This window comes from Paenibacillus amylolyticus (assembly GCF_047302515.1).
In the GTDB taxonomy this organism is placed as follows: Bacteria; Bacillota; Bacilli; order Paenibacillales; family Paenibacillaceae; genus Paenibacillus; species Paenibacillus amylolyticus_G.
In genome coordinates, this window is record NZ_CP168019.1 from 5,053,646 (window position 1) to 5,078,775 (window position 25,130).

A 25,130-nucleotide genomic window follows, 5' to 3' on the forward strand; every position below is an offset into this window, starting at 1 on the left:
GGGTTCCCTCCCTATCTCAACATATCGGACAGAAAAGCGAGTGCCAGGCCCTGACCCCAGCCCTGAATCCAGTCTTTTGGAATATTGCGATAACCATCCCGATCCTTCATCACCGCCGTACCGCCAGATACACCAAGCACACGTCCATCTTCGCTAATGTTGTTCAGGATGCCTTCCAGTGCCTTTTGCACGTATTTGGTATGCAGTGGATTGCCGTTATTGATCATGGCTGCTGCAATACCCGCGGAAGCGGACACCTCTTCATACGAATCTTCGTCATCCAGAACCGTACGCCACAAGCCGTTCTCGGTCTGCACCAGCTTGAGAGCCGCCAATTGATCGCGAAGGGCACATTCTACATCCATACACTGCGGATACAGATACCAGTCTTTCAATTGCGGTTTCACTTGAGACATCGTATAGGCTCCCCAAGCGTTTGCTCTCCCCCAGTAAAATCCGGACATGTGATCCTTGTTGATATTATTATAACCGTGATACCACAGACTGCTGCTCGGATCTTGCAGGTATTTGATATGCCAGTAATACTGATTCAGCGCATCCTGGATCATGGCTTCGTCTTTTAATTTGCTACCTACGCGGAGCAGGAAAAATGCCGCCATAAACAAGGTATCCGCCCAAGCCTGTTCCGGAAAATCATTGGAAACGGATACCGTATGCTGAAGCACATTGTCTCCAAAGCGAAGCGCATGATTCTGGAGATAATCAACTTTGCTGAGGACAATATCCCAATATTTCTGATCCCCGGTTTCTTCATATAAAGTGATGAGCACATGGCCCATGGCACATGTATTAACCGTCCAACTTGGCAGACCTAGCTCGATATATTCGTCTGCCCATTTCACCAGCCTGTCCAGAATCTCTTGGTTGCCTGTCGTTTGATAGGCTCTGGATACACCATAATAAGCGACACCGCCGGGCCAATCCCAAGTCAGATCCATATCCAGTGTTTTCTTGGTAACGTTCTCGATTACATGTAGAATCTGTTCCCTGTCATATTTCACTTGAAGCATTATTATTCCCCTCTCCCTGTGCACACGCCCCCAAGTGCGCCCTGAGAGGTGTCCGTCCATTTTTGTAAACGCTTTACTTATTCCATTGTACGCAGTAAAATAGTCTCAATCTAAGCATATTCATAACAAAACTGCGCAATTTCAATCATTTATACATAGGAGTCCTCGAAAATGTCCAAACCGAAGAAACCTGTCATTGAATATCGTCACTACAGCCTTCCCATTGATTTCCCTGTCCTGTTACTCAGTGGAGACCGCTGGAGAATATCCGATATCAAGAGTGAGCATCTTCATTTCCATAACCACATGGAGATTGGCATCTGTTATTCCGATGGAGGAATCATGGAGATTAAGGGAGAATCTGTGCCTTTTCGGGCAGGCGACATCACGTTCATTCCCCGATACCTTCCGCATACCACATACAGTTCACCTAATAACGCCAGCCTGTGGGCTTATATCTTTTTTTCACCGGAAGAACTCTTCCGTCATTCGCTCAAAACAGCACAAACTCACATTGAACCGAATTTATGGGCTATTCAAGGAAGCAATTGTATTCTGAATAAGGAACAGTATCCCAAAATTCACACACTCGCAACATCAGTGGTAGAAGAGATAAAGCAGCAGTCTCCCTATTATCGGGAGAGCGCATACGGCTTGTTGATGTCTCTATATATCGAACTGCTTCGCATGCATGCGAGCAGCGAGCGCTTGTCATCTCAGGATCAGGAGCGGGAACGAGACCTCCAAGGTGACTTGGTCATCTCACCCGTGCTGGAGTTTATCACCAAAAACTATATGATGCCTGTTACCATCGATCACCTCGCTGATCTGTGTCATCTGAGTACAACGCATTTTCGCCGCAAGTTCCATGAAATTATGGGAACCACACCGCTTGATTTTCTGAATAGTACCCGGATTGAAGAAGCCTGCAAGCGATTAAAAAGCACGGAGGCCTCCATTCTGTCTATCTCTGAGCAAGTCGGCTTCCGATCCATCTCCAGCTTTAACCGCTGCTTCTCCAAACTGATGGGCGAATCGCCTAAAGCCTGGCGCAAAGGCGCTCATACAGAAGCACAGTCTGCAAAAGCGTCGATATTGGAATTCACGGGGTGGGTATGAAGGAATTTGTCGAAATGTGATTGCGCCCCCCAGAGATATTCGCTACAATGCCGATAGAATACAAGAGATTTTGTCCGAAGCTACCAAAGGATTGAACAATCTCTAAAGGAGCAGCATTTCGTGTTATTAAAAATTTCAGGCGTTGTCCTGACCGTTGTACTTGCCATTACCGTACTGCTGCTGTCAACGATCAGAGAACCACAATCTGCTGCGCTTCATGCTCGTCAGGGTGTTCTGGACCTCTCGGCCTGGAACCCTGAACAAGACGAGCGGATCAAGCTGGACGGGGAGTGGGAATTTTACTGGGAGCGATTGCTTCCTGACGAATCTGCAACATCGAATCAGGCCGGTCCAACGAAAGCACCCGACACTTATGCAACCGTTCCCGGCTCCTGGAATCGACTTAAAGTGGATGGCGAACGACTGCCAACCCACGGCTTCGCCACGTATCGACTGGTGCTGCGTAATGCACCTGTTGAAGGAACGCTGGCGATCAAAAAAATGAACATTCGTTTTGCCAGCGAGATCTACATCAATGGCAACAAGCTGCTGGAAGACGGGCATGCCGTGGCAAAATCCGCAGGTTACCGACCAGGCAACTCCCCCCAGATTGGCTTTTTCCCCTATCATGGCGGTGACATTGAGATTTTGATCCGGGTGGCTAATTACGATTACACGGACTCTGGCATTCCGGGTCCACTCTTTTTCGGCGAACAAGCAGCCATGCTGAAAAAACATCAATTCAACACAGCTATCGAATTTGGCACGCTTGCTGTACTGGGCACCATTTCGATCATATTCCTCGTCAGTTACTTGGGGTCTGCACTCTACCGAAACAGGGACGATTCCCTACTCCTGATTGGTCTAATCTGTCTGTTATATGCACTCTATAACGGCATGATTAGCGAACGTGTATTATCCATGGCGGGCACGGAAATTTCCTTTAGCACACTCTATAAATTAAAAGATTTCTGCTCCGTGGCATGTCTGGGTCTGTTAACCTTTTACTTCTACCGATTCAAAACAGGCATCCTGTCCGGTTTGCTCACGGCGGTGATCCTGATCATCTTCGGAGCATACCTATGCATGGTCGCGCTCCTGCCTATTTCCATCTATGGGCTGGCTGCACCTTACGTCGTCGTTATGTACACTTTAATGCTGTTCTGGTTGTTGTATCAATGTGCAAAACAGTTCCTAACCAGTGAGAAGGGCGAACGGCTGTCTACTTTCTTGTGGTATGCGGCTCTCTTAAGCATCGTGCTGTACTGTCTGGACATTAATCTCTTCTCGATCTCGCTCAAGGAAAACATGAATATCGGGCAGGCTTCCATTGTCCTGTTCAGCATCCTGATGCTGTTTCTAGCGGTGCTTCGGTTCTTCGAGGCCTATCGTACGGTCCGCACTCTCAAAGATCAGTTGCTCTTGCTGGACAAGGTGAAGGACGACTTCCTGTCCAATACTTCTCATGAGCTCAAAACACCGCTGAATGCGATTGTCAACATCAGTGAAAGCCTGCTTAAAGGCGCAGAAGGTCCCCTAACCGATGAGCAAGCGCACAATCTGGCGATCGTGACGGGAAGTGGCAGACGATTAACCTATCTGGTGGATGAATTGCTGGATTATTCGAAAATGAAACATGGCGACATCCCGCTCCACCGGTCTTCGACCGATCTGTACTCGTTTGTCGAATCGGTCATGCGTATGCACTCCTTCCTGCTTGGCGCGAAAAAGGTGGAGCTTATCAACCGCATCCCGGCGCATTTCCCGCCGATCTATGCAGACGGCAACCGACTGATTCAGATTTTGCATAATCTGATCGGTAATGCCGTTAAGTTCACGGAACGTGGCACGGTAAGCATCAAAGCTGCGGTTGTGCAAGGCAAAGCGGAAATACGCATTGTGGATACCGGCCGTGGTATCGGTACGGACAAGCTGGAACATATCTTCCTGCCGTTCGAGCAGGAAGCAGATACGGGGCCAGTCGTTGCTGGAGGCACCGGTCTAGGACTGAGCATTACGCGCAAGCTGGTCGAGATGCACGGCGGAACCATTCATGCGGAATCTGCACCCGGCATGGGTGCTACGTTCATCCTGACCTTTCCGCTGGCAGAGAAAAAAGGAGAGAAACGTTCCAACGTCATGCCACTTACCATCGCTCCTACAGGTCCTGGTAATCGGCTACTCCGGTTCGAAGAACCAACGATTGTACAGGGGAATAAAGACGAATGGATCATCGTTGTGGATGACGACTCAGCTAATTTGCAGACGATTGTTAATCTCTTGAAGCTGGAAGGATACAGTTATGCGGTCACTTCACGCTCACCTTCGGTACTGGATCTGCTGGACAAGCTACCTGCCGTGCATCTCGTCATTGCTGATATCATGATGCCCGACATGTCGGGTTACGAATTACTGGAACGAATCAGAGAGCGCTACTCCCCATCCGAGCTACCCGTGCTCATGCTGACGGCGAGTAATAAAGCCCATCAATTGAAGCTGGCCTTGGAGAAAGGTGCCAATGATTTCGTATCCAAGCCGTTCGAATCGGAGGAACTACTGGCACGGATCGGCGGTTTGACTCGGATGAAAACATCCGTGCAAGCTGCGCGAGATGCGGAAATATCTTTTTTGCGATCACAGATGAACCCGCACTTTCTGTATAACGCTCTGAACGCCATTGCCGAATTATGCGTGGATGCGCCAAATCGGGCAGAACAATTGATTTTGCAATTATCGAGTTACTTACGGCGGAGTGTGCACTTTAAACATCTGGACTCAAAAACCAGCCTGATGAACGAACTGGAGATGATCGAAGCATACGTAGCGATTGAGCAAGCCCGCTTTGGCTCAAGGTTGGAGGTCATTATCGATGTGGATGCGGATGTGAACCGGAACATGGACATTCCACCGCTCACGTTACAGCCCCTGATTGAAAATGCGATTCGGCACGGCCTGATGTCCAGCATTCGTGGTGGTCGCGTTATGTTGTCTATCCGCAATCTGAATGATACGGAAACACGTTTCACCATCGAGGACAACGGAATCGGCATAACCAAGCAACGGATGGACGAAATTCGGCAATCCACGGACGGCAGTAACGGCGTTGGACTATGGAATATCTCCAGCCGGTTGAATCTGCTGTATGGCAGACACCTTCAGATGGAAAGTCTGGACGGCGAGGGAACGCGGATTACATTTGATCTTCCAAATCAACGTCTAAGCACAGTTGGGAACGGGGGTTATGAAACATGATGAAAGTCATCATCGTAGATGATGAGGATTTGTCGCTCAAGCGACTGAATCGCATTTTGACAGAAAGCGGAGAAGTCGAGGTATCTCGTACGTTTCATGACCCGGAGGAAGCCTGTGAATATGCGGCAGAGAATAGCTTCGATGCGGCATTTCTGGACATTACGATGCCTCGCATCTCGGGTATGCAACTCATTGGTGAATTGCGTAAGCATCACCCTTCGCTCCCCATCGTGCTGGTGACCGGATATGAGGAATATGCGGTGCAGGCCTTCGACAAAGAAGTCATTGATTACGTCATCAAGCCAGTCACGGCAGAGCGACTGAACCGCAGCATCAAGCGGTTGCAGGAAAAGCTTCACAAGTCCGTGACAACACCTGAACCAACGGTGCCTGGACCCAAACTGAATGTTCGTCTGTTCGGTGAATTCACTGTGTTTGGCGGTGCCGGAGCAGACAGTCCCATCAAGCTTAGAACGCCCAAAACCGAAGAGTTACTTGCATTCTTGCTGTATGCCAAATCAACCACCCGCGATGCTTTGGCCGATACGTTATGGAAGGACCTCAGTCCGCAGAAAGCCTGGACCAACATCAATTCCACACTGTACTACGTGCGACGTGCCATCGGTGATAACAGTGACGTGCCGATCATTCTCAAGGACCGAAATGGTATCCGTATCGACCGGGAAGCGATTAACTGTGATCTGTACGAGTTCGAGACTTTGTTCCGGCAGATGCGTCAGGCATCGGCACATCGCCCCGAGCTCTTCGAGCGGATGGACACGTTGTATACGGGTGAACTTCTGAAAGGAAGGCATTATGAGTGGGCTTTCGCGTGGTCCAGACAGCTGGAGCTGGATTTTATCATGACGATGGAGACCGCTGCCCACTATCATGCGAAGGAAGACGAGCCGCTACGGGCGCTGTATTATTTTGAACGAATTCTCCAGATTGATTCGATTCGGGAAGATATTCATCGCGAGATCATCCTGTTGTATCTGTCGCTTGGACGAAGAACCGAAGCGCAGCGACAGTATCTGGTGCTGGAGGAATTGCTCAAAGAGGAGCTTGGCTCCAGTCCGGCAGCAGATATCAAACAACTGTTGCGACAATCATGAAAATATCAAGAAAACCCAAGCTTTGGCATAATGCCTAGGCTTGGGCTTTTTTTCAACATAAATGGACGTTTATTCGTCCATAACTGATGATTTTACATCATCATTGTCTAGAATCAATTACTCATTTATAAGTTTTTCTGTATTAAGGGTAAAGCCTTCAATCACGACATCTTCGTCCACTTCAATCATGATGCAACGTCTGCCTTGATAGTTCACCTGTTTCACATATCTCAGGTCTTGCGGGCTAACCGAAATCGTAGCAACCTTGGTTTCAATCTTAATGGACTTGGACGTGAACTTCGGCATAACACTAGTCGCCTTCATTTCATAATTCTTGTTGTCAACGATCGTTTCAAAGGCACGTTCTACTTTCTCCGTTGTCAGATCCTCTATACCGCTTGCGGTCAGTACACGTTCCAGATCTTTATAATCCAGCTTCGGAGGTTCTTCCTCATGGGACTCTTCGTTAATCTCGATGACTCGGTTGATCTCCTCGTATACATGTGCAATGGTGGCTGAATCGAGCTGTTCACCGGCCACTTCCTTAACGATATCTTCGAAGATCGCCCGTTCTTCCAGTGCGGTTACGGATCTTTCTCCATTCAATACATTTTCAACAAAATGCGGATCCGGGAAATTGGATTTCCCTGTACAATATAGTACACGATTCACATCGGAGTAGTTGTCCGTCACGCTAGGGTACAGGAACCCTTGCTCTGGTGTGCTTAATTTGATAATCGGATCTACTATGATGTTGTATTTGAATTCTCTCTCCACGTAATCAAACAAGAGCGTTTTCCGCTGTTTCTCCGTGGAATTCACGCTGCACAGAATGAACGGATGGGCGAACACCTCATTCTTCTCACTCTCTTCCGTGGCTTCGTTTCTAGCCTTAGTCGGCAGATAATACTGTCCACGCACAAACGTAGCTACCATATCCCGCTCAAACTTCGTATCCACCAACATTCGATCCACGAGCAGCAACATCAGATCCTGCCATTCATCCGGATCACCTGTTACCAGAGCCTGGTGAAGCAATACCTGCGCCGGGTCCTCCGCCGCTTCCTGGAACTTCAATTCGAATAACTTCTGATCCAAATCACCTGTCAGCAATTTTTTGAAATTGCCCATGTACAGCTCCTGCTTCTCTCTGTCCACCAGTTCGAACGGGTGACGCTCCCAGTGATAGACCTCATTCGTTTCCTTCGTAATATACACGTTGAGAATATCGTAAATATTCAGTAGATCGTGATCGAGTTTAAATTGCTTGCGTATATGCGCGACTTCTTTTTTATTCATATTGGATTCGGCAACTCCTTAGATATGTTTCTGGCTTTATTAGTATAAAGGATCGACAGAAAATTTGTTGACTAAGTTGTAGCTTGACGGTTACTAGATTTCAGTTACCCAAGTACGTGATATTCACAACAACACAAAAAGGGAGACACTCTCTACGTTCATACGAGCACCTCCTGCATGTGTTACATCTCCTGATGTTCTAGTCTATTACAGCGATTCCCATTAACATCTTACATATTTACGCTTGAACCCCGTCCGCCCTTTTTCCACTGCCTTTTGGATATTCTCAGAGGCATTCAGCAGCTTGCTCTTGGGCATGTCCTTGTTCACTTCGACAGGTCCCACAGCCTGAGCTGTCTCCACCGCCTGATCGTGCAACGGTTGATAGGATGTTGCAACGGTATACAGGAAGTTGTTCATCGAATATTTCGTTCGTTCCGGAGATTCGTGAATCGTCTTTTTCACCTGTTCCAGCATCTCCATCAGTTTATTCTCCGAAAATTCAGCATCCTTTCGACTGCCGAGCAACCAACAGTAACAGCTCCATCCTGCTGACATTTTCAATTCATCCCCACTCGCGATCCACTTATCCGAAACTTCTTGAGCAATATCCGTCTCCGCCAGCGTGACGGCAACGATGAAGTCAGAGATCATGTAAAAATAAGCAGCGTCAATCCAACGGTCAAAATCAGCTTTCGTCATCGCTTGAGGATCGGCAATCACGCCCGCAAAGTACATCGCATCATAATTCCCCGTTGCATATAGTTGCTCTGCCAAAGGTTGATCCTTTTTGATCTGCTTCGCCATTGGTTTCATCGCCCCGGTTGCCACGCCAAATAGCGGTTCATGAGCACCATTGGAGATATAGATTTTTTTCGTTCGTTCTTTGCCCAGCGCTTCAAGCTCCTGCATCACTTCATCTAGATTCATTTCGTGACACTCCCAATCCTATAAATTATTTATCTGATCAAATCAAACAGACACTTATGTTTAACGAAAAACCGGATAGGTAAATCGCTCATTATCCGATTCAAACCATTCTGCCATTTGCATAATCATTCCGGCGAAATTATTACCTTTCGTATGGGGGACTCCTCACTGGAGTATTTTTCCTAATAAAACTGAAGACTATTCAAATTCCCCTGTGGCTCTGATAACCTGTTCGGGCATTATACACCGATCATAACATCTATACCCTTGTTTCGCACAGACTCCTGAAAAGATAGATATAATTTCTTCGCAGACAGACATTTTTCCTTTCTTATGCTTCTACCGGCAACTTCTGATACCTGCCGAGAGCCGGATTGGAAGAGATAATTCCCCCTGCACAGCAGAGCAACATATGTCCATGTCCAAGCAACGTTAAGCTATGGCAGGATACGTCACTCATCGTTTATGTTCAGTTTAGTGTTGTTAACAAAACCGAGATGAGGAAGGATGTGAGAGCATGAGCAACAATCAAGTGTTAGGCTTTGCCCCTGCCCTGGGCTGGAATTCGTGGAATACCTTTACGTGGGATATTAACGAACAATTAATTCGGGATGTCGCTGATGTGTTTGTATCGGAAGGTTATCTGGCCGCTGGTTACGAGTATATTGTCATTGATGATTGCTGGAGCCTGAAGGAACGTGATGCGAGCGGCAATATGGTGGCTGACCCGGATAAATTCCCGAGTGGAATGAGAGCGCTTTCCGATTATATCCATAGCAAAGGACTAAAGTTCGGCATGTATTCATGCGTAGGTACACATACATGTGCCGGGTATCCAGGCAGCTTCGAGCATGAATTCCAGGATGCTGCCCTTTTTGCCGAATGGGGCGTTGATTATTTGAAGTATGATTACTGCTTCAAGCCGCGCCATATCTCAGGAGAGCTGCTGTACAAACGGATGAGCCTTGCGCTCAAAAACTGCGGACGCGATATCCTGTTCTCCGCCTGCAACTGGGGAGCCGACGACGTATACGATTGGATTCGGGAATCGGGCGCTCATATGTACCGCTCCACCGGCGATATCCGCGACAATTGGGATTCAGTGAAGGAACTTGCCCTGTCCCAATTGGGAAAACAAAGCTACACCGGCTCCTTCTGCCATAATGACATGGATATGCTAATCGTTGGTATGTACGGTGGAAGCAACAATGATTATATTGGCAGCATCGGCGGATGCAACGACATCGAATATAAAACCCACTTCTCCCTCTGGTCCATGATGGGTTCCCCATTAATGATCGGATGCGACGTGCGCAAGGCCAACCAGATCACAAAGGATATTCTCCTGAATCCTGACCTGATCGCTATCAATCAGGATGTAGAAGCGCGCGGAGCTTACCGCATTAAACCAGAGCCGCAATGGTTTCACACAGACGATGTATTTATGCTGGTGAAGGTTCTCACAGATGGAGATCTAGCTATTGGTTTCTTCAACCTGAGCGACAGCCAGCGGGAATTGTCTTTGCAATTTTGGGATATGGGTCTGCCTTACGCTGCCGGTTATGCCCTGTCCCTGTATGACTGCTGGGAACATAAAGAGATTGGCGTATTCCGTGAACGCTTCGCTCCCGTTGTCGCAGCACATGATTGTTTAGTTGTGCGTGCCAAACTGGTGAAATAAATGGCTCAACATCGCCTGTGCACCTCCTGTCAGGTTCCGCTCTCTTCAGACGATGTGGGCATCTACCTCAAATTGATCTCGCGCTCTGCCCAACAATTTCTGTGTATCGATTGTATAGGAGTGAAGTTGAACTGTGGACGCGAGCCTATTGAGAAGCTGATCCATTATTTCCGAGAGTCCGGGAACTGCGCCCTGTTCCGTTAACGTTATGCCTTGGTCCCGTGCAGCATCATGTACGATGTTGGCGTGTGTGAAGTTGCTTTCTTAAATACTTTGGAAAAATATAACGGATCATTGTAGCCGACAGAATAAGCTACCGATTGAATCGGCAGGCCCGACGTCTTCAGCAGTTCACAGGCGCGCTCGATTCGGCAGGATGTAATATACTCCAAAACAGACTTGCCGGTTGCTGCCTTAAACAGACGAAACAAATAGCTGCGCTCCAGATTAACTGCCTTTACGATCTCGGTGACGGTCAATGTTGGCTTCCAGTAGTTCTGCTCGATGTACTTTCTCGCCAGCCAGACATAATCCTTGGCGTCCACCTGCGGCTCCTTCGGATAATGCTCCATATAGTAGGAGAGCAGCAGACGCAAACGTGCATCCGCCCGCAGTAATTCATAGGATGATGCACCCGCGTTCCAGGCAAGGTGGAAAAAAGGCTGCAGTGTCTCCGGCGAGACCGTCACCACGGGTTGTACCTCTGAGAGCTGTGTCAGTCCCAGCAATCGCCCGGCATCCTCACCGCTAAACTCCACCCAGACATACTCCCATGGATCTTGCGGGTCTGGATAATAGTAAATCTCTTTTTGCGGAAATATGATAAAGCTTTCCCCCGTAACGAGCCGAAAAACGCGGCCGCCCGTCTCCAGCGTCCCTTGACCGCGGATAATATAGTGCAGCGCATAAACGTCACGTACACCTGGCCCCCATTGGTGAGCGTTGGCCGGCTTGTGACCACCGCTGATAAAATACAAATTACTGGCTCTACTGCTCTCATGCCAAATCGGATTCAACCTTGATTCCCCCTTTCTAATGCCACGTTGATCAGATGTTCGGTAACGCTTACACGTTAAATCCAGAGAGGAGAATGTTATATGCTTAGAATGGTTACGGTAGAACATGGACAAGTGCAAGGACTGCCCGCGGCGGACCCGCGGATTACCAGCTTCAAGGGAATTCCTTTTGCCGCACCTCCCGTAGGTGAGAACCGCTGGCGCGCTCCGCAGCCGCAGTCGAGTTGGGAAGGTGTACTGCAAGCATTTGATTTTGCCCCCATCTCCATCCAAGCCCCAACGGTCATCGATGATAACAATATCTATACCCGTGAATGGGCCGTTGATCCCGACCTGCCCATGAACGAGGATTGTCTGTATCTGAATGTCTGGACACCAGCCAAACGCACGGACGAGAAGCTGCCTGTTTTTGTCTGGTATTTTGGCGGGGGCCTGCAAGTCGGCCATACGGCCGAAATGGAATTTGATGGCGAGCGAATCGCTCGTAGAGGTATTGTCGTTGTGACAATTAATTATCGGCTGAATGCCTTTGGCTTCCTGTGTCATCCTGAGATTAGTGCCGAATCCCCCCATGCACCTGCCAACTTCGGGCATCTCGATCAGCAAGCAGGTACCCAATGGGTCAAACGTAACATTGCCGCCTTTGGCGGTGATCCAGAACAGATCACTATCGGCGGACAGTCGGCAGGCGGAGGAAGTGTACTCAGCCAGATGACCTCTCCGCAAAATAAAGGTTTGTTCCAACGAGCCGTCATCATGAGCGGTATAGCTACCGAGTTGTACCCGAAGGTCCGCGTGCCTTCTGTCCGTTCCACACTAAGGGATGCAGAGCAAGCAGGGGTTGAATTTTTCGGCTTCCTGGGCGTATCTTCCCTGGCTGAGACGAGACAACTGGATGCTGAATATCTCCGTGACAAAGCACTCGAATACAAAAGCTTCTGGGGAACCGTCATCGACGAACAATTCTGCGCAGGCGATCCGTTTACTCGTTTTGTTCAGCAGGAGCGTGAGGCGATACCCGTAATGCTGGGGCATACGTCTTCCGAATTTTGGACCCGTCCCGCCGCAGCCAATCTGGAAGAACTGAAGCAGATGGCTGTGGAGTTGTTTGGCGAGGATGCTCCTGCCTTTTTACAGCTATGTGAGGCTGATACCGGCCAAATCGAACATGCTCTGCAACAAGCATCGGTCCGCATGATCCAACATGCCATTCTGCTCGCCATCCGCGCGAACAGCGGTCATCCGTCTGAAACGCCTCTCTACTATTATAACTTCGACGCCGAGATTCCGGGCTGGGATCAGCCAGGCACTTTTCACTCCGTCGATCTGTGGTTCTTCTTCGAAACACTTGCCAAATGCTGGCGGCCTTTCACAGGCAAGCATTATGATCTGGCTCGCCAGATGTGTAATTATTTATCCAATTTTATTGCTACAGGTAATCCTAACGGTCCGGACTCCACCGGAAAGCTAATGCCTCATTGGACTCCTTGTACTACGGAACAGCCGTATCTCATGGAATTTGGCGATCAGGCTCAATTACAGAAGGCTGAGCCCGGACCGATGCTTGCGTTTCTAATTGAACAATATTTCAAGAAACAGAATGCACCTGTTGTTTAAAACATGAGGCTTGCCCTCTCGCGGTATATGTAAGAGCCATGCTGTCGCATGGCTCTTTTTGTATAGTGTGAATGGTAGATCGATGTTCTTTCCTCTATGCCTATTTAGCAAGTTACCACACTACAGAAGTCTATGGTAACAATTAGGCAGCCAAAGGAATCCCACGAACATTCAGCATCATTCCAAGAGATTCGTTATATATGAGTCTGTGTTGGTTTGTTGAAGATGACAGGTAGCATAATCTGTAGTGAAAAGATATCCTTTTCCTGCGACACCGTCAACGTCCCGTTATGCTGCTGGATCATTTTCTGACAACTAACGAGCCCAATTTCGTTGCTATCTTTCTTTCTGCCAACATGTTTAATCTTATTCTCCACCGCAAGAATGACCCATTGTTGCTTCAAAGAAATCTGGATATGAACGGGATGCCCTGGATCGGCGTATTTTCGAATATTTGAAAATATGTTATCCATTACGCGACGCATAGCGACCAGATTGATTTCCAGCAAAAACTCCTCATGATGTGCATCTGTCTGAACCTGCACATCTATATCCTCCAAAACCACTAATTGCTCATCTATGAGTTGATCGATAAGCGCTCTGCCCTCATACATTTCAAATTCTACTTCCTCTTCTTCAGCGGCGGAGGATACCGTAAAATATTCGAATAGTTTGTCCGACAGCACTTTGATCTGATAGGCCTTCTCCCGGCTATTATGAATATACTGCAACAGATCCTCATGTGTCTTATATTTGTTAAGCTCTATGATATCCATATATCCTAATAGAATCGTGAGTGGCGTTCGCAAATCATGGGAAATCGCCGTGATCAGTTCACGGTTGGCTATCCTCACCCTCTCCTCGCTGCCGAGCCGCTCCACAAATGATTTCCTCATCTCATCAATACTCTGGGCCAGAGATGACAGTTCATCCTTTCCCGATATCGTAATCGAATAGTCCAAATTTCCACCTTCGAGTATTTTGATCTCTTGTTCAAGCACGCCAATATAAGATGTTTTCTTATTAATCATCAGTAGAAAGGAAACAATGAACACAATGGCCGCTATGAAAACACCAATAATCAGAATGAGGTTGTAATATTGATACTCATAAAAGCTAACCAAGTATATCTGGGCATCCTGATCCGCAAAATGGATAGTGGTGATGGGTATTTTTGATGGCACGAATTGAGTTAACAACTCTTCATTAATGGCAGGATCAATCTCCGTGTTGGAGGAAAATATCAATTTGTCTTTTGCAAAAATATACAGATTTAAGTAGCGCTCATGTCTTATCCAAGCAGACAATTGCTCATGATCACGGGTTGACACGTTCTGGTTATCCACAAATGCTTCGAATCGATCGAGCGCATCTTGCTGCCTGTTCTCTACAAAAGTGGATTTGCTTAAATAACTATCCAATACAGTCTCGCCAACAACTTGTAAAATAACGAGTGCACTTATGGAAATGACCAAAGAAATGACAACCGCCAGAACCAGTTTAATCTTCAGCTTTTTTCCGATTAATAATCTATTCAATTTTGTACCCCTTCCCCCACACGGTCTTCACATATTTAGGGTTCTGCGGGTCATCCTCCAGTTTGCCTCTCAAATTACGAATATGAACCATCACCGTGTTATTACACGTATAAAAGTAGGGTTGCCCCCAAACACTCTCATATATGTTTTCTGCCGAGAATACCTTTCGTCGTTTCTTAACCAACAACAGCAAAATCTGGTATTCAATTTCAGTCAGAGCAATTTCCTTCTCTCCAACAAACACGGCTTTTGAATCCTGATGGACGGTAAGATCCTTAACGATAATTTGGTCCTGTTCTTCGGTCTTCTCCTTGCCCCGATATACATAATACCTCCGCAGTAGAGCCTTCACCCTCGAAACAAGTTCTGTATAGGAAAAGGGTTTGGACAAAAAGTCATCACTGCCTGAGGAAAATGCCAATTGTTTGTCAGAATCCTGCGTTTTCGCCGTGAGAAACAGGATCGGTGCGCTTGTTTTTTCACGAATCTCCAGACACGCCTTCAGCCCTGATTTATTGGGCATCATCATATCCAAAATAATGAGATCCGTCTCTTCGTTCACTTTATCAATCGCATCTTGACCATCTATCGCTTCAATCACTTCATAATTCTCACTCTCTAACAAAATCCTTACAATTTCACGAATTTCACTGTTATCATCAGCAATTAGAATTTTCTTGCTCATCTGATCCCTCCGTCTAATTTCAGTATAATATGCGCTATTAGCGACTACCAGCAAATACAATCGACTTAAGAATTCTTCAGAAGTTATGTAGGTATCTCTTAATAATTTCGTCTTATACTGTAAATATGTAGAAGTTATTACACAAAGGGGTCGTCAGGAATGCCACAAACTTCGAAAAAAGTAATGATTAACATATTGTTGGGTCTGTTCATCATGTTGTCCATTGGTCTACTGGTGTATTATTCTCCTGCCATTATTAAAATCATGTCTTCCATGGACAATTTCAGAGCGTATATTCATTCAACAGGCCATTGGGGTCCGGTCATGTTTATTTTATTCCAGATTCTTCAGATCGTGGTTGCACCCATTCCAGGAGAAGTGGTACAGATTGCAGGCGGTTATATCTATGGGGTTACACTTGGGTCCTTGTATACTACAATAGGTTTGATTATAGGCTCAGCGATTGCCTTTTATTTCACCCGTTTTATCGGTCGCGCTTATATTTCACGGCTAATGCACAAGAAAAATAATAAGTGGATGTCGTTAATTCATGATGAGAAGAAGTTCTCCGCTTTTTTATTTATCTTTTTCGTGATTCCTGGCTTGCCCAAAGACATGCTTGTATTTGTCGCCGCACTTACATCGATTAGTTCGTTTAGGTTCTTCACGATCCTTATCGTCGGTCGTCTGCCGTGGATCATCGCATCTACCGTTGTAGGGTCCACAATTCATATGCAACAATACACCATCGCCATTATTATTTCCGTTATCGCTGTAACCGGGTTTGTACTCGGTTATATCTATAGGGAGAAATTGGTGGGATTGTTCTCCCGGTCAGACAGTACCAAAACCAAACCCAAGGCTATACCCAGTTATAGTACGAATAGGGAGTCTCGTAAAATAAAAAGAGATACAACATGAACATTGCCAATCTATTGATATGAAAACCGGAGGTATATCATCTTATGCAAATACTTAAAACCAATCGATTAATCCTGAGAAATTTCACCGTAACGGACGCAGCCGGACTGTTGGAATACACAGCAAATCCCAGAGTGAATTGTTTTATGGATCAACGAATTTCAACATTGGAGGATGCGGCAGCAGAGGTCGCAAAAAGAAGCAGTGACGATTCCCACATCGCGGTCTGCCTGAAGGACAGTAACGAGCTGATCGGTGAGCTGTTTGGTATGAGAGAAGATCGGGATTCCGATACGGATAAGGATTCGAATTCAGATACGTATAGTATTGGTTGGAATTTTAATGGCAGATATGAAGGGAAAGGGTATGCCAGTGAGAGCGCCAATGCTTTCATCGAAAATCTCTTTATGGAACAGGGAATAAGAAGATTGTACGCTTATGTCGAGGATGACAACTTCCGTTCTCAGAAACTGTGTGAGAAGCTGGGCATGCGTCGGGAAGGTCTTTTTATGGAGTTCATTTCATTTGTCAAAAATGAGGACGGCACACCGAAATACGAGAATACGTATCAATATGCTTTGTTGAAAAAGGAATGGCTGGCACAGCGTGAATCGCAGAAATAAAGAATGACAGCCCCATCATTAGTTTAAAAAAGTTATAGAAATGAGAACGTACGTATACGTACGTTCCACAACAAATACGGCGGCTTCTCACTGGATAGATTCCAGAGGAAAAGTCGCCGTTTCATTATCGTGTATAACACTATTGATCGAGCAATGTATTTATAAGGTCACAATACATTCAGCTTGAATTCTAGACGGTGCTGCCCCAATATTGCTTTGCAATCTTCTGCCCTTGATCAATCTTCGCCCATTGCTGAGCCTCGCTTAATTCGTTACCTCCATCACAAGATGCAAAGCCGCATTGGTGAGACAGCAACAGCCGATCTTTATCGATGATTTTGGAAGCTTCGTCCAGCAAACGGACAACGCGCGCTTCATCATCGAGTGTACTCGTTTTGGATGACAACAGACCCAGTACAATTTCCGTTTCGGGTCTGTCCTTGAACACTTCCAGAGCTTCAATTGAACCCGCACGATCATCATCCCACTCCAGGAAGAAACGGTCATACTTCAATTGCTTCAGGAACAGATTCGCAATTTTGGCATACGATCCACCACCCATGTTGCGGGAATCATAATTGCCGCGGCAGTTATGTGTCCACATTTTCAAGCCAAGGCTATGCCCAAAGTCAATCACAGTATTATTAATATCAATGAATTCGGTAGCGAGACCCTTTACTTCATCTTGATTAATATTTTCCCCTGTAAACGGAGAGTTCGGGTTGTCGTCTGCAAACAGTTCCCACAAGCAATCATCGAATTGCAGAATTTTTCCGCCCACTGCAGCGAATTCCTCCACGAATTCCTTATACGCGATCACAAGACCCTCTTTGAGCTCCTGTATGTTTTGATATACAGAATCCGTACCGCCAATGTTATCCGACCAAGAAAGCTCACCGAAAATATGGGAAGGAGACGGTACGCAAAGTTTCGTTTGTTGCTCGCCAGCCGTGTCTTGCAGTTGTTGGAACAGTTGAATGAAATGATGGTTCTTTCCACTCAATTTATCAGTGATGCGCAGTCCAATATCTTTGCGTGTTTCATACTTCGAAGTTCCGTCCACATCTCTGAAAAAATAGCCGTGATCCGCGATGTAACGCTTCACTCCGCCAAATCCCCATACAAAGTCCAGATGCCACATCGATTTGGAGAATTCGCCATCGGTAACCACGGACAAGTTATGTTCGATTTCCTTAGCGACAACTTGTTTGATTGACTCTGTCTCACACTTCTCATATCCTTCGTAGTTTTCATAGAACGGATATTGGATATCATCATTATGTTCAATTTGCGTTTTATATTTCAGCAGCTCATCCGGCCGCAATAAACTTCCTACGATCTGGAACTTATCAGTCATGTAAAAAACCCCCTCGTTGTATACAATGATCATATCACGCTGAGAGCAGTTAGAAGGGATACTAAAAAACCATAACTGGTTATAGTTAAAAGCTATATCCACTTATTAGACAGATTTCAGTGAAACCGTCACCGACACAGTGTACCTCTATCCGTGAACGTTATTCAATTTCACACCGTACGACGACGCAGTTCATAAAAATACTGAACGGCTGGATGCTTTAATTTGACCTGCTCCGACATATTTAGAATTCGCTTTTTGCCAACTCGTCTGTCCATTAAAGCCAGAATATTAAACAAGATATCCTTGCTCTCCAGATTATCCTCTATAGAAGTTGATAAATACGTCGTAGCTGCAACGGTAAAATTCGATTTACTAAGTGCGGTCTGAGCCAACAAAAGCTCTTTGGCATGTACGGAGATTTTTCTACTTCTTGCCATGACTTGAAGACGATCCTCGGGAATGGGTCCTTTGGAATCTTTTCTGATAGCTTCAATCTCTTCATCGCTCACAGGAATCATGATTTCCGGGTCGCTCTTGATCTCCTGCTCTGACTGATACCATCGGATTGGGGTTGTAGTATCACTCATGTTGAGTACATTCTTTTTATCTACAGTAATATAACAATTGCCTGATTTATCAGGTGAATAGCTATAGCTGGTGGCACGGTACTCCACACTTCCAACTAACGCAGGACTAAGAAAACTCTCCAGTTGTTGCTTCAATTTACTCCAGGACATAGATCCTCCTATTATCAAAAGCCTACCGCATGAATTGCGGCGATCATTTCAAATATTTTTCAATCCGTCTCCAGTATCAACATTCATCTAAATTATAACATAGCAAAACAAATTGATGATGGAGGAAACCCAGTTATTGGTTTTAAAATTCCCTATGTGATAAAATTGCAGAAAATTATCTACTTACTATTAAATCGTCATAGCCTACCATTGGAACATACGGCGTTATTCACAAAGGAGAGGAAGAGTGTAATGGCTACGAAGAAAGCAACCTTACCTGCTCATATGGAAAAACTCGTTAAAGATAATGATATCGCTACCGTAAAAGAAATTTTCGAGCAATGCGAATGGGATGCACGTGGGGGCTACAGCAAAGGTACGGCCCTCAGCTTTCGTCAAATATCGGATGAAGTGGTCCGCTGGCTGGTAGAGCAAGGGGCAGATATTAATGCACGCGACAAATATCAGCGCACGCCTTTACATGCCCATGCCTCACACTGGTCAGGAAATGTACCCCTGTTCCTTGAATTAGGTGCGGATCTGGACGCTGTGGATTACCAAAATGAAACACCATTACATGCAGCGGTCAATGGGTATCGAACCAAAGTGGTTCAAGAGTTGGTAAACCAAGGCGCTACTATTAACGTTGAAAATAAACAGGGAAATACCCCATTAGCTAAGGGGTTAATCAATTGCAGGAATAGCGATATAGTCAATCTGGCAGAGATTTCCGCAATTCTGCTGGATGCCGGAGCATCGGTCACCCCGGATATGAAAGAATCGGTGAAGCGGATCGGTAAGGATTTTGAATTCGTCCGTGAGAAGTTCAATAAGGACAAGGTCGATGAAGTTTCAGACGCGCTGATCAAACTGTACCAGTTATTTGATGTCGAGCAGGTAGCGAATCGGATCATGCACGATGGGAATACCCCCATTCAGGTTAAGGCAACCACCTGGACCAAACAGCACCAAGAGCTGTGGGAATATCTCATTCCGGCCCAAGGCCACGCTCAAACGGTGCAGGGAGAGGTCATCCGCATCACAGGACGAGTGTCCCATGAAGTATTGGATAATGGCGGTGGAAACTGGGATGCGGAGTATCGCAAGATGCTAGATGCGTTGATACGTCACCTGGGTTCTGGTGCGCCACTCGCCCCCGCACTTCTCCAAGAGGCAGCAGACTTGGTCAGCAGGCTTCATGATGGATACGATTTTGATGCGCCTGCCAGATTATCCGAGTTGGCTGTGTTATGGGTGCTTGCCAATCCTCAGCCGGTGGCTATGGAGAAGCCTGCGTATACGCGTTAAACAGCAAAGCAAAAAAGAAGCGGAAAAGTTACCGCTTCTTTTTTCTATTAAATCTATCTAAATTATACTCCGTATCCATGATTACGTCTTACTCTACTCCACCTGTTCATTACTTTCAAACTCATTGAGCAATTCGCGTACTTTAGAAGTGGTCTTGGCGTTCATCAAGCTGTTTCTCAGCTCACTAGCACCGCGGAAGCCACGAACATAGATTTTGAAAAAACGGGCCAGCGGGCTGAACGAACGTGGTTCAAGCTCGGAATATTGATCATGGAGATCCAAGTGCAGCCGTAGCAAATCAAGCAATTCCGTGCTGCTGTGTTCCTTCGGCTCCTTCTCAAAAGCAAATGGATTCTGGAAAATACCGCGTCCAATCATAATACCATCCACGCCATATTGCTCAGCTAGTCTCAGGCCTGTTTCACGGTCAGGAATATCCCCATTAATCGTCAGCAGTGTATTGGGCGCTATCTCATCACGAAGTTTCTTAATCTCCGGAATCAGTTCCCAGTGAGCATCTACTTTGCTCATTTCTTCTCTTGTCCGCAAGTGAATGGACAGATTCACGATGTCCTGTCGCAAAATATGGGTTAACCAGTCGCGCCATTCATCGACCTCAGTAAATCCGAGACGCGTTTTTACACTGACCGGCAGCCCCCCGGCTTTCGCCGCTTGAATAATCTCCGCCGCAAGGGCTGGCCGGCAGATCAATCCACTTCCTTTTCCATTCTCGGCAACATTCGCTACCGGACAGCCCATATTGATATCGATGCCTTTAAAGCCTTCCTTTGCCATACCAATGCTCATCTCGCGGAAAAACTCCGGCTTGTCTCCCCAAATATGCGCGACAATCGGCTGTTCATCCGCTGTAAACGTCAACCTTCCGCGCACACTATGGTGCCCCTCCGGGTGACAATAACTCTCTGTATTCGCAAACTCCGTAAAAAACACATCCGGTCTGCCCGCTTCACCTACGACATGCCGAAACACAACATCCGTCACATCTTCCATGGGTGCCAGTATAAAAAATGGTCGTGGCAATTCACGCCAAAAGTTTTCCTTTGTCATCTCAAAAGCTCCTCTATACATTCCAGGACAGTCTTTGTCCTCATTAATAGTTAAAATAGTAAAACTCGAAACTCATGCAACTACTGGCCTATCATTTACATGATCATTCGCAGTTTCGTTGCAATTCACATTATGGTGTCCTAGCTTCTTCTCCACTTATACCATGCAAATGTAACTTTGTTCAAACAGCAGTATCTGTTATTACTTCCATTAGATCTTCAGATTAATGGAAGTTCGATGATCTCAAAATTGCCCTTTCCCGATTTTATCACGTCTTTATTAGATTTTCAGCCCGATTGCTCTTGCCGAACTGGAAAAGCTCCTCTAAAATGAAGCTCGACAGGCTTTTAACCTGCAAATCGAGATTTTAAGGAGGCCTGAATTATATATGGAAATTTCACTGGATATGATCAAAGACAAAGTCGAATGCTTGCAGGCTTATGACTTCCGTGAACTCGAACGAGCGATCGAAGAGCGAATCGGAATGAACAAAGCATTAATGCTGCGCGTAAAGCAAGTTCAACATCAAGTAACGTTTGACCCTTTTCGCAACAAGATGTTATATAGTGCAATCGTGCATTTTGCCGTAGATTAATGGACCAAGATTTTGAATAGAAAAACAGTTCACTGACGCAATTGCATTTAAGCATATCCTATAAAGCATGCAAAAAAGAAGACGCGAATTCGCTCGCGTCTCTTTCCATAATTGTCACCTGTAATCATATTTTACATAGTTAAATACGGAATCGTACCACTATACAAACAGTCACTTTTGAGGATTAAGGGGGTAATACCATGCAAGAATTAATATTTATGAAGAATTATAAAAACAATGAAGTACTGCGCAAGAGTTTTTTCGAGCTTGCTATCAACACGTTTGAGATCAATTTTGAAGATTGGTATCAACAAGGATACTGGGGCGAGCGTTACATCCCTTATTCATATGTCGATGGAGACCTGGTTATTGCCAACGTTTCTGTTAACATCCTTGAGCTCATCATTCACGGTGAGAAGAAAAAAGCGATTCAAATCGGCACAGTGATGACACATCCTGATTATCGGGGAAAAGGACTCTCCACACGTTTAATGAATAAAGTTTTAGAGGAATACGAGAACAAGTACGATTACATGTACCTTTTTGCCAATGAATCGGTACTTGATTTTTATCCCAAGTTTGGATTTAATCCTGTGGAAGAACATCTTTTTTCAATGAATTATACGGCAAAAAAATCATCCGAGCCTGCGAACATCCGAAAACTAAATGTTACTAACGCGGATGATATACGTCTTATTCAAAAATTGGCATCCGAAAGACTACCTGTTTCGCAGCATTTTGCTACCAATCATGCCCAGGGCATATTCATGTTTTACTGCCTGAATGTTTTTAGTGATGATATTTATTACTTGGAAAACGAAAACGTCATTGTTATTTATCAGAAAGAAGACAATCATATTGAGCTCTTCGACGTTGTTAGCTTAAACGAATTGAATATGAAAGATATCTTGGATAAGATTGCAGATGAAGATACGGAGAAAATAACCTTTCATTTCACGCCAGATGCAACAGATGATATCGTTCTAAAAAGTTCGATCACCAATGAAGGTTTATTTGTAAGAACTCATGGTGAACATCTCTACCCTGTGCAAGTTAAACATCCGATTACTTCGATCGCTTAATGATTTATTTAATGATGCCTACCACCAGCCATACTTAAAAAAGATCAAAAAGGAGCAGGATTTCCCTGCTCCTTTGCTATGTGAAACTTCTTTCTCTCATCAAACGTAAATTCACAAGGTATAATGAAATCAGATGACCGTTCAGCATGATCTTATGACCATCATAATGAAGGAGGGGACATTCGTGGCGTTTATTCCGCTAAACTGCCCCAATTGCAACGGAAGAATTGAATACAAGAAGGATGAGGTTTTAAAGTGTCCCTATTGTGAAACAGAGCTTTTATTGAAGCAAAATCATGTCTATTACGTAGACCAGACCATTAATCATTACCACGGAACGCCCCCTAAAGCACCGCTGAAGCAGACTGCCTCCGTAAAGGTAATGCTGATACTGATGTTCGTCCTAGCTGGCGCCATCGGTACATATTTTTATTATAGCAACAGCTCCACCTATTCAAAAACAGAAGCCAATCTGACTGTACGAAAGATGCCTGAAAGCGAGGTTCTGCTCTCATTTTTGCGAGATATCTTCGATAAAGGGTCCGCCTTGCCAACAGAGGAGGAATTGGCTCGTATTCGCTATTTAACCGTAGAGCATTCGGAGAACGATCAGTGGAAGTTTACATATAGCCTCTCCGATCCCTTCAGCGATGAACAGGCCGAGAAGATCACTTATATTACTCAGGACAAGAAACTGAATAGCCAGCGGATTGATCAGCGAGATTTTGAAGCTTTTAAGGGACTGACGGCATTGGACCTGACAAATACCTATGAAATATCCCAGACGGACCAAACCACTCTGGCCCATATGCCCGGATTAAAAAGTTATGCTGGCGCTTTTAACGAATCCTTCAGTACATTTTCGGGCTACTTTGGCGACAAGTCTAAAATTACGGAACTTTCCACTCAGCTTCGCAGCAATCAGGAATTGGCCATGCTTCTGGAATTTCCCAATCTGAGTTCTTTATCCATTACCTATGTGGATGAGTCCGTAACAGATTTTCACTTGTTAAACCAATTGCCAATCAAGTCCCTGTCGCTCACCTTTGTCGATGAACTCGGATGGTTGTCGTCTATGACCGGGTTATCATCCTTGTCTATACAGTACAGTGAAACCACAGACCTGCAGCCGCTGTATGCCTTGACCCAGCTTCAGGAGCTTCAGTTGTCCTATTTAACGAATGTAAAGTCCATCGACTTTGTGCAAAATATGCCTGCTCTACAAACGTTAGATATTGAAAATGTAAACTTCTCCAGTCTGGAGCGCTTGACCGGCAAAAACTCTATTACCACACTACGCCTGGCTTCTCTAAGTGAGCTTGGCTCGGTAAAGGCCATAAACAGTCTGCCCTCTTTGCGGGAATTAACGTTGTCCGGCTACTACGAGAATGCAGAAGCGCTGACACTGCCTAAAGTAGAGCGAGTGGAAATTCCAAGCTCCTTTCTCCCCGGGCTAAAGGCCCCGGTTACAACCAGTCTGACGCTCCGTGGCGGAAGTGGGGAATTGAACTTGGCTACGCTGGGGAAATTCCCGAAACTGGAGCAACTCTCGCTCTGGGAGATCGATGAAATAACCCGTCTTGCCGCCCTGGACGGTTTGTCCCTCCTAGAGACTTTAAACATTTACGACTCGTCACTGTTCAAGGAAAGCGATGCCTTATTTCGTTTGAAGCAGGTGAAATCTTTGGTGTGCTCCGAGTGTAGGCTGAACTTTGAACAAAAGGCGGCCGCGGAGAACAGCGTACTTGAACATTTGACCTTAGAGCAGCCATATTTCAGCATAAACAACACCTCTGTTACTGAAGTTGACCAGATGATGCCTTACTTTGCCAACATGTCCGCTCTACGTTCCTTCACTCTGCAAGACAGCAATTTGGCTTCTCTCGAATTTATGAGTAAATGGAAGGCCATAGAAGAGCTTCATCTCGAGAACAACGCCATTTCCAATATCGAGACCCTAAGCCAGCTGCCTAATCTGCACAAGGTATATCTATCCGGTAATTCCGTACAAAACAAATACGTGCTTGGTACGGGTGTGCACGTATATTAATTACCGCCTGGGATGATGGGGAGGTTTATACTATTTTAGTTAATGGATGGTATTGAAACAAAGACAAGAAGGGGTTCGAGAATTATGTATAAATTCTCGAACC

Annotated in this window: 21 protein-coding genes; 11 read left to right on the plus strand and 10 right to left on the minus strand. The window is 45.8% G+C overall.

Going from position 1 to position 25,130, the window contains the following annotated elements:
• Positions 1-11: 11 nt before the first annotated feature.
• Positions 12-1,031 carry a glycoside hydrolase family 88/105 protein gene (locus ACDJ59_RS22000; protein ID WP_413405783.1) on the minus strand — a complete coding sequence of 340 codons (1,020 nt, stop codon included), beginning with the start codon at positions 1,029-1,031 and terminating at the stop codon, positions 12-14.
• A gap of 171 nt (positions 1,032-1,202) precedes the next feature.
• Here ACDJ59_RS22000 and ACDJ59_RS22005 point away from each other — a divergent pair, with 171 nt between their 5' ends.
• From ACDJ59_RS22005 to ACDJ59_RS22015, 3 genes are all read left to right on the plus strand, one after another.
• Positions 1,203-2,150: a helix-turn-helix domain-containing protein gene (locus ACDJ59_RS22005; protein WP_413405786.1), complete on the plus strand. Its 948-nt coding sequence runs from the start codon at positions 1,203-1,205 to the stop codon at positions 2,148-2,150.
• 120 nt (positions 2,151-2,270) lie between these two features.
• The gene (locus tag ACDJ59_RS22010) at positions 2,271-5,402 is read left to right on the plus strand and encodes an ATP-binding protein (RefSeq protein ID WP_413405788.1); all 3,132 of its coding nucleotides are present in this window, start codon (positions 2,271-2,273) and stop codon (positions 5,400-5,402) included.
• The gene (locus ACDJ59_RS22015) at positions 5,399-6,517 is read left to right on the plus strand and encodes a response regulator (protein ID WP_413405790.1); all 1,119 of its coding nucleotides are present in this window, start codon (positions 5,399-5,401) and stop codon (positions 6,515-6,517) included. The genes ACDJ59_RS22010 and ACDJ59_RS22015 overlap by 4 nt, the downstream gene beginning before the upstream one ends.
• Before the next feature lie 117 nt (positions 6,518-6,634).
• On the opposite strand, the gene ACDJ59_RS22020 is transcribed toward ACDJ59_RS22015, so the two are convergent.
• From ACDJ59_RS22020 to ACDJ59_RS22030, 3 genes are all read right to left on the minus strand, one after another.
• Positions 6,635-7,816, minus strand: coding sequence for a DUF4317 domain-containing protein (locus ACDJ59_RS22020; RefSeq protein WP_036668338.1), 1,182 nt, complete (start codon positions 7,814-7,816; stop codon positions 6,635-6,637).
• Between the two features lie 222 nt (positions 7,817-8,038).
• Complete coding sequence (locus ACDJ59_RS22025) at positions 8,039-8,746, minus strand: DNA alkylation repair protein (RefSeq protein WP_413405792.1); 708 nt, start codon at positions 8,744-8,746, stop codon at positions 8,039-8,041.
• A 331-nt stretch (positions 8,747-9,077) separates the two neighbouring features.
• Positions 9,078-9,206 (minus strand): hypothetical protein, encoded by a 129-nt coding sequence (locus ACDJ59_RS22030; RefSeq protein WP_413405794.1) that lies wholly within the window; start codon positions 9,204-9,206, stop codon positions 9,078-9,080.
• Between the two features lie 57 nt (positions 9,207-9,263).
• Between ACDJ59_RS22030 and ACDJ59_RS22035 the strand changes: the two genes are divergently transcribed.
• Positions 9,264-10,427: a glycoside hydrolase family 27 protein gene (locus ACDJ59_RS22035; protein WP_413405796.1), complete on the plus strand. Its 1,164-nt coding sequence runs from the start codon at positions 9,264-9,266 to the stop codon at positions 10,425-10,427.
• 206 nt (positions 10,428-10,633) lie between these two features.
• Here the strand turns inward: ACDJ59_RS22035 and ACDJ59_RS22040 are convergent, their stop codons facing one another.
• Positions 10,634-11,443: an AraC family transcriptional regulator gene (locus tag ACDJ59_RS22040; RefSeq protein ID WP_413405798.1), complete on the minus strand. Its 810-nt coding sequence runs from the start codon at positions 11,441-11,443 to the stop codon at positions 10,634-10,636.
• 81 nt (positions 11,444-11,524) lie between these two features.
• On the opposite strand from ACDJ59_RS22040, the gene ACDJ59_RS22045 reads away from it, so the two are divergent.
• Positions 11,525-13,060, plus strand: coding sequence for a carboxylesterase/lipase family protein (locus ACDJ59_RS22045; RefSeq protein ID WP_413405800.1), 1,536 nt, complete (start codon positions 11,525-11,527; stop codon positions 13,058-13,060).
• 194 nt (positions 13,061-13,254) lie between these two features.
• Here the strand turns inward: ACDJ59_RS22045 and ACDJ59_RS22050 are convergent, their stop codons facing one another.
• The gene (locus ACDJ59_RS22050) at positions 13,255-14,598 is read right to left on the minus strand and encodes a histidine kinase dimerization/phospho-acceptor domain-containing protein (protein ID WP_413405802.1); all 1,344 of its coding nucleotides are present in this window, start codon (positions 14,596-14,598) and stop codon (positions 13,255-13,257) included.
• The gene (locus tag ACDJ59_RS22055) at positions 14,591-15,283 is read right to left on the minus strand and encodes a response regulator transcription factor (protein ID WP_100526352.1); all 693 of its coding nucleotides are present in this window, start codon (positions 15,281-15,283) and stop codon (positions 14,591-14,593) included. Before ACDJ59_RS22055 ends, ACDJ59_RS22050 begins: the two co-directional genes overlap by 8 nt.
• A 159-nt stretch (positions 15,284-15,442) precedes the next feature.
• Here ACDJ59_RS22055 and ACDJ59_RS22060 point away from each other — a divergent pair, with 159 nt between their 5' ends.
• Together ACDJ59_RS22060 and ACDJ59_RS22065 are read left to right on the plus strand one after the other, a co-directional pair.
• Entirely contained in the window at positions 15,443-16,204 is a 762-nt protein-coding gene (locus ACDJ59_RS22060; protein ID WP_413405805.1) for a TVP38/TMEM64 family protein, read from the plus strand.
• A gap of 44 nt (positions 16,205-16,248) precedes the next feature.
• Positions 16,249-16,827, plus strand: a complete 579-nt coding sequence (locus ACDJ59_RS22065; RefSeq protein ID WP_413405807.1) for a GNAT family N-acetyltransferase — start codon at positions 16,249-16,251, stop codon at positions 16,825-16,827.
• 190 nt (positions 16,828-17,017) lie between these two features.
• On the opposite strand, the gene ACDJ59_RS22070 is transcribed toward ACDJ59_RS22065, so the two are convergent.
• Together ACDJ59_RS22070 and ACDJ59_RS22075 are read right to left on the minus strand one after the other, a co-directional pair.
• Positions 17,018-18,184, minus strand: a complete 1,167-nt coding sequence (locus tag ACDJ59_RS22070; RefSeq protein WP_413405809.1) for a cobalamin-independent methionine synthase II family protein — start codon at positions 18,182-18,184, stop codon at positions 17,018-17,020.
• 170 nt (positions 18,185-18,354) lie between these two features.
• Positions 18,355-18,924: a hypothetical protein gene (locus ACDJ59_RS22075; RefSeq protein WP_405171599.1), complete on the minus strand. Its 570-nt coding sequence runs from the start codon at positions 18,922-18,924 to the stop codon at positions 18,355-18,357.
• A 252-nt stretch (positions 18,925-19,176) separates the two neighbouring features.
• Here ACDJ59_RS22075 and ACDJ59_RS22080 point away from each other — a divergent pair, with 252 nt between their 5' ends.
• Positions 19,177-20,232 (plus strand): ankyrin repeat domain-containing protein, encoded by a 1,056-nt coding sequence (locus tag ACDJ59_RS22080; RefSeq protein ID WP_413405812.1) that lies wholly within the window; start codon positions 19,177-19,179, stop codon positions 20,230-20,232.
• A 93-nt stretch (positions 20,233-20,325) separates the two neighbouring features.
• On the opposite strand, the gene ACDJ59_RS22085 is transcribed toward ACDJ59_RS22080, so the two are convergent.
• Positions 20,326-21,300, minus strand: a complete 975-nt coding sequence (locus ACDJ59_RS22085) for a tRNA dihydrouridine synthase (RefSeq protein WP_413405814.1) — start codon at positions 21,298-21,300, stop codon at positions 20,326-20,328.
• Between the two features lie 388 nt (positions 21,301-21,688).
• Here ACDJ59_RS22085 and ACDJ59_RS22090 point away from each other — a divergent pair, with 388 nt between their 5' ends.
• The 3 genes from ACDJ59_RS22090 to ACDJ59_RS22100 all read left to right on the plus strand — a co-directional run bounded on the left by ACDJ59_RS22090 (position 21,689) and on the right by ACDJ59_RS22100 (position 25,027).
• The gene (locus ACDJ59_RS22090; protein WP_036668351.1) at positions 21,689-21,895 is read left to right on the plus strand and encodes a DUF2536 family protein; all 207 of its coding nucleotides are present in this window, start codon (positions 21,689-21,691) and stop codon (positions 21,893-21,895) included.
• Between the two features lie 200 nt (positions 21,896-22,095).
• Complete coding sequence (locus ACDJ59_RS22095; protein WP_413405816.1) at positions 22,096-22,977, plus strand: GNAT family N-acetyltransferase; 882 nt, start codon at positions 22,096-22,098, stop codon at positions 22,975-22,977.
• A gap of 283 nt (positions 22,978-23,260) precedes the next feature.
• A complete protein-coding gene (locus tag ACDJ59_RS22100) occupies positions 23,261-25,027 on the plus strand; it encodes a leucine-rich repeat domain-containing protein (RefSeq protein ID WP_413405819.1) in 1,767 nt (588 codons plus the stop codon).
• Positions 25,028-25,130 lie beyond the last annotated feature (103 nt).

Excerpts from the sequence above, each read along its gene's own strand:
- ACDJ59_RS22055 (WP_100526352.1), bottom strand. The coding sequence starts at position 15,283 with ATGAGCAAGAAAATTCTAATTGCTGATGATAACAGTGAAATTCGTGAA.
- ACDJ59_RS22075 (WP_405171599.1), bottom strand. The coding sequence starts at position 18,924 with ATGTCCTGGAGTAAATTGAAGCAACAACTGGAGAGTTTTCTTAGTCCT.
- ACDJ59_RS22090 (WP_036668351.1), top strand. The coding sequence starts at position 21,689 with ATGGAAATTTCACTGGATATGATCAAAGACAAAGTCGAATGCTTGCAG.
- ACDJ59_RS22025 (WP_413405792.1), bottom strand. The coding sequence starts at position 8,746 with ATGAATCTAGATGAAGTGATGCAGGAGCTTGAAGCGCTGGGCAAAGAA.
- ACDJ59_RS22065 (WP_413405807.1), top strand. The coding sequence starts at position 16,249 with ATGCAAATACTTAAAACCAATCGATTAATCCTGAGAAATTTCACCGTA.
- ACDJ59_RS22030 (WP_413405794.1), bottom strand. The coding sequence starts at position 9,206 with ATGAGTGACGTATCCTGCCATAGCTTAACGTTGCTTGGACATGGACAT.
- ACDJ59_RS22035 (WP_413405796.1), top strand. The coding sequence starts at position 9,264 with ATGAGCAACAATCAAGTGTTAGGCTTTGCCCCTGCCCTGGGCTGGAAT.
- ACDJ59_RS22020 (WP_036668338.1), bottom strand. The coding sequence starts at position 7,816 with ATGAATAAAAAAGAAGTCGCGCATATACGCAAGCAATTTAAACTCGAT.
- ACDJ59_RS22015 (WP_413405790.1), top strand. The coding sequence starts at position 5,399 with ATGATGAAAGTCATCATCGTAGATGATGAGGATTTGTCGCTCAAGCGA.
- ACDJ59_RS22000 (WP_413405783.1), bottom strand. The coding sequence starts at position 1,031 with ATGCTTCAAGTGAAATATGACAGGGAACAGATTCTACATGTAATCGAG.
- ACDJ59_RS22080 (WP_413405812.1), top strand. The coding sequence starts at position 19,177 with ATGGCTACGAAGAAAGCAACCTTACCTGCTCATATGGAAAAACTCGTT.
- ACDJ59_RS22005 (WP_413405786.1), top strand. The coding sequence starts at position 1,203 with ATGTCCAAACCGAAGAAACCTGTCATTGAATATCGTCACTACAGCCTT.
- ACDJ59_RS22070 (WP_413405809.1), bottom strand. The coding sequence starts at position 18,184 with ATGACTGATAAGTTCCAGATCGTAGGAAGTTTATTGCGGCCGGATGAG.
- ACDJ59_RS22085 (WP_413405814.1), bottom strand. The coding sequence starts at position 21,300 with ATGACAAAGGAAAACTTTTGGCGTGAATTGCCACGACCATTTTTTATA.
- ACDJ59_RS22095 (WP_413405816.1), top strand. The coding sequence starts at position 22,096 with ATGCAAGAATTAATATTTATGAAGAATTATAAAAACAATGAAGTACTG.
- ACDJ59_RS22045 (WP_413405800.1), top strand. The coding sequence starts at position 11,525 with ATGCTTAGAATGGTTACGGTAGAACATGGACAAGTGCAAGGACTGCCC.
- ACDJ59_RS22060 (WP_413405805.1), top strand. The coding sequence starts at position 15,443 with ATGCCACAAACTTCGAAAAAAGTAATGATTAACATATTGTTGGGTCTG.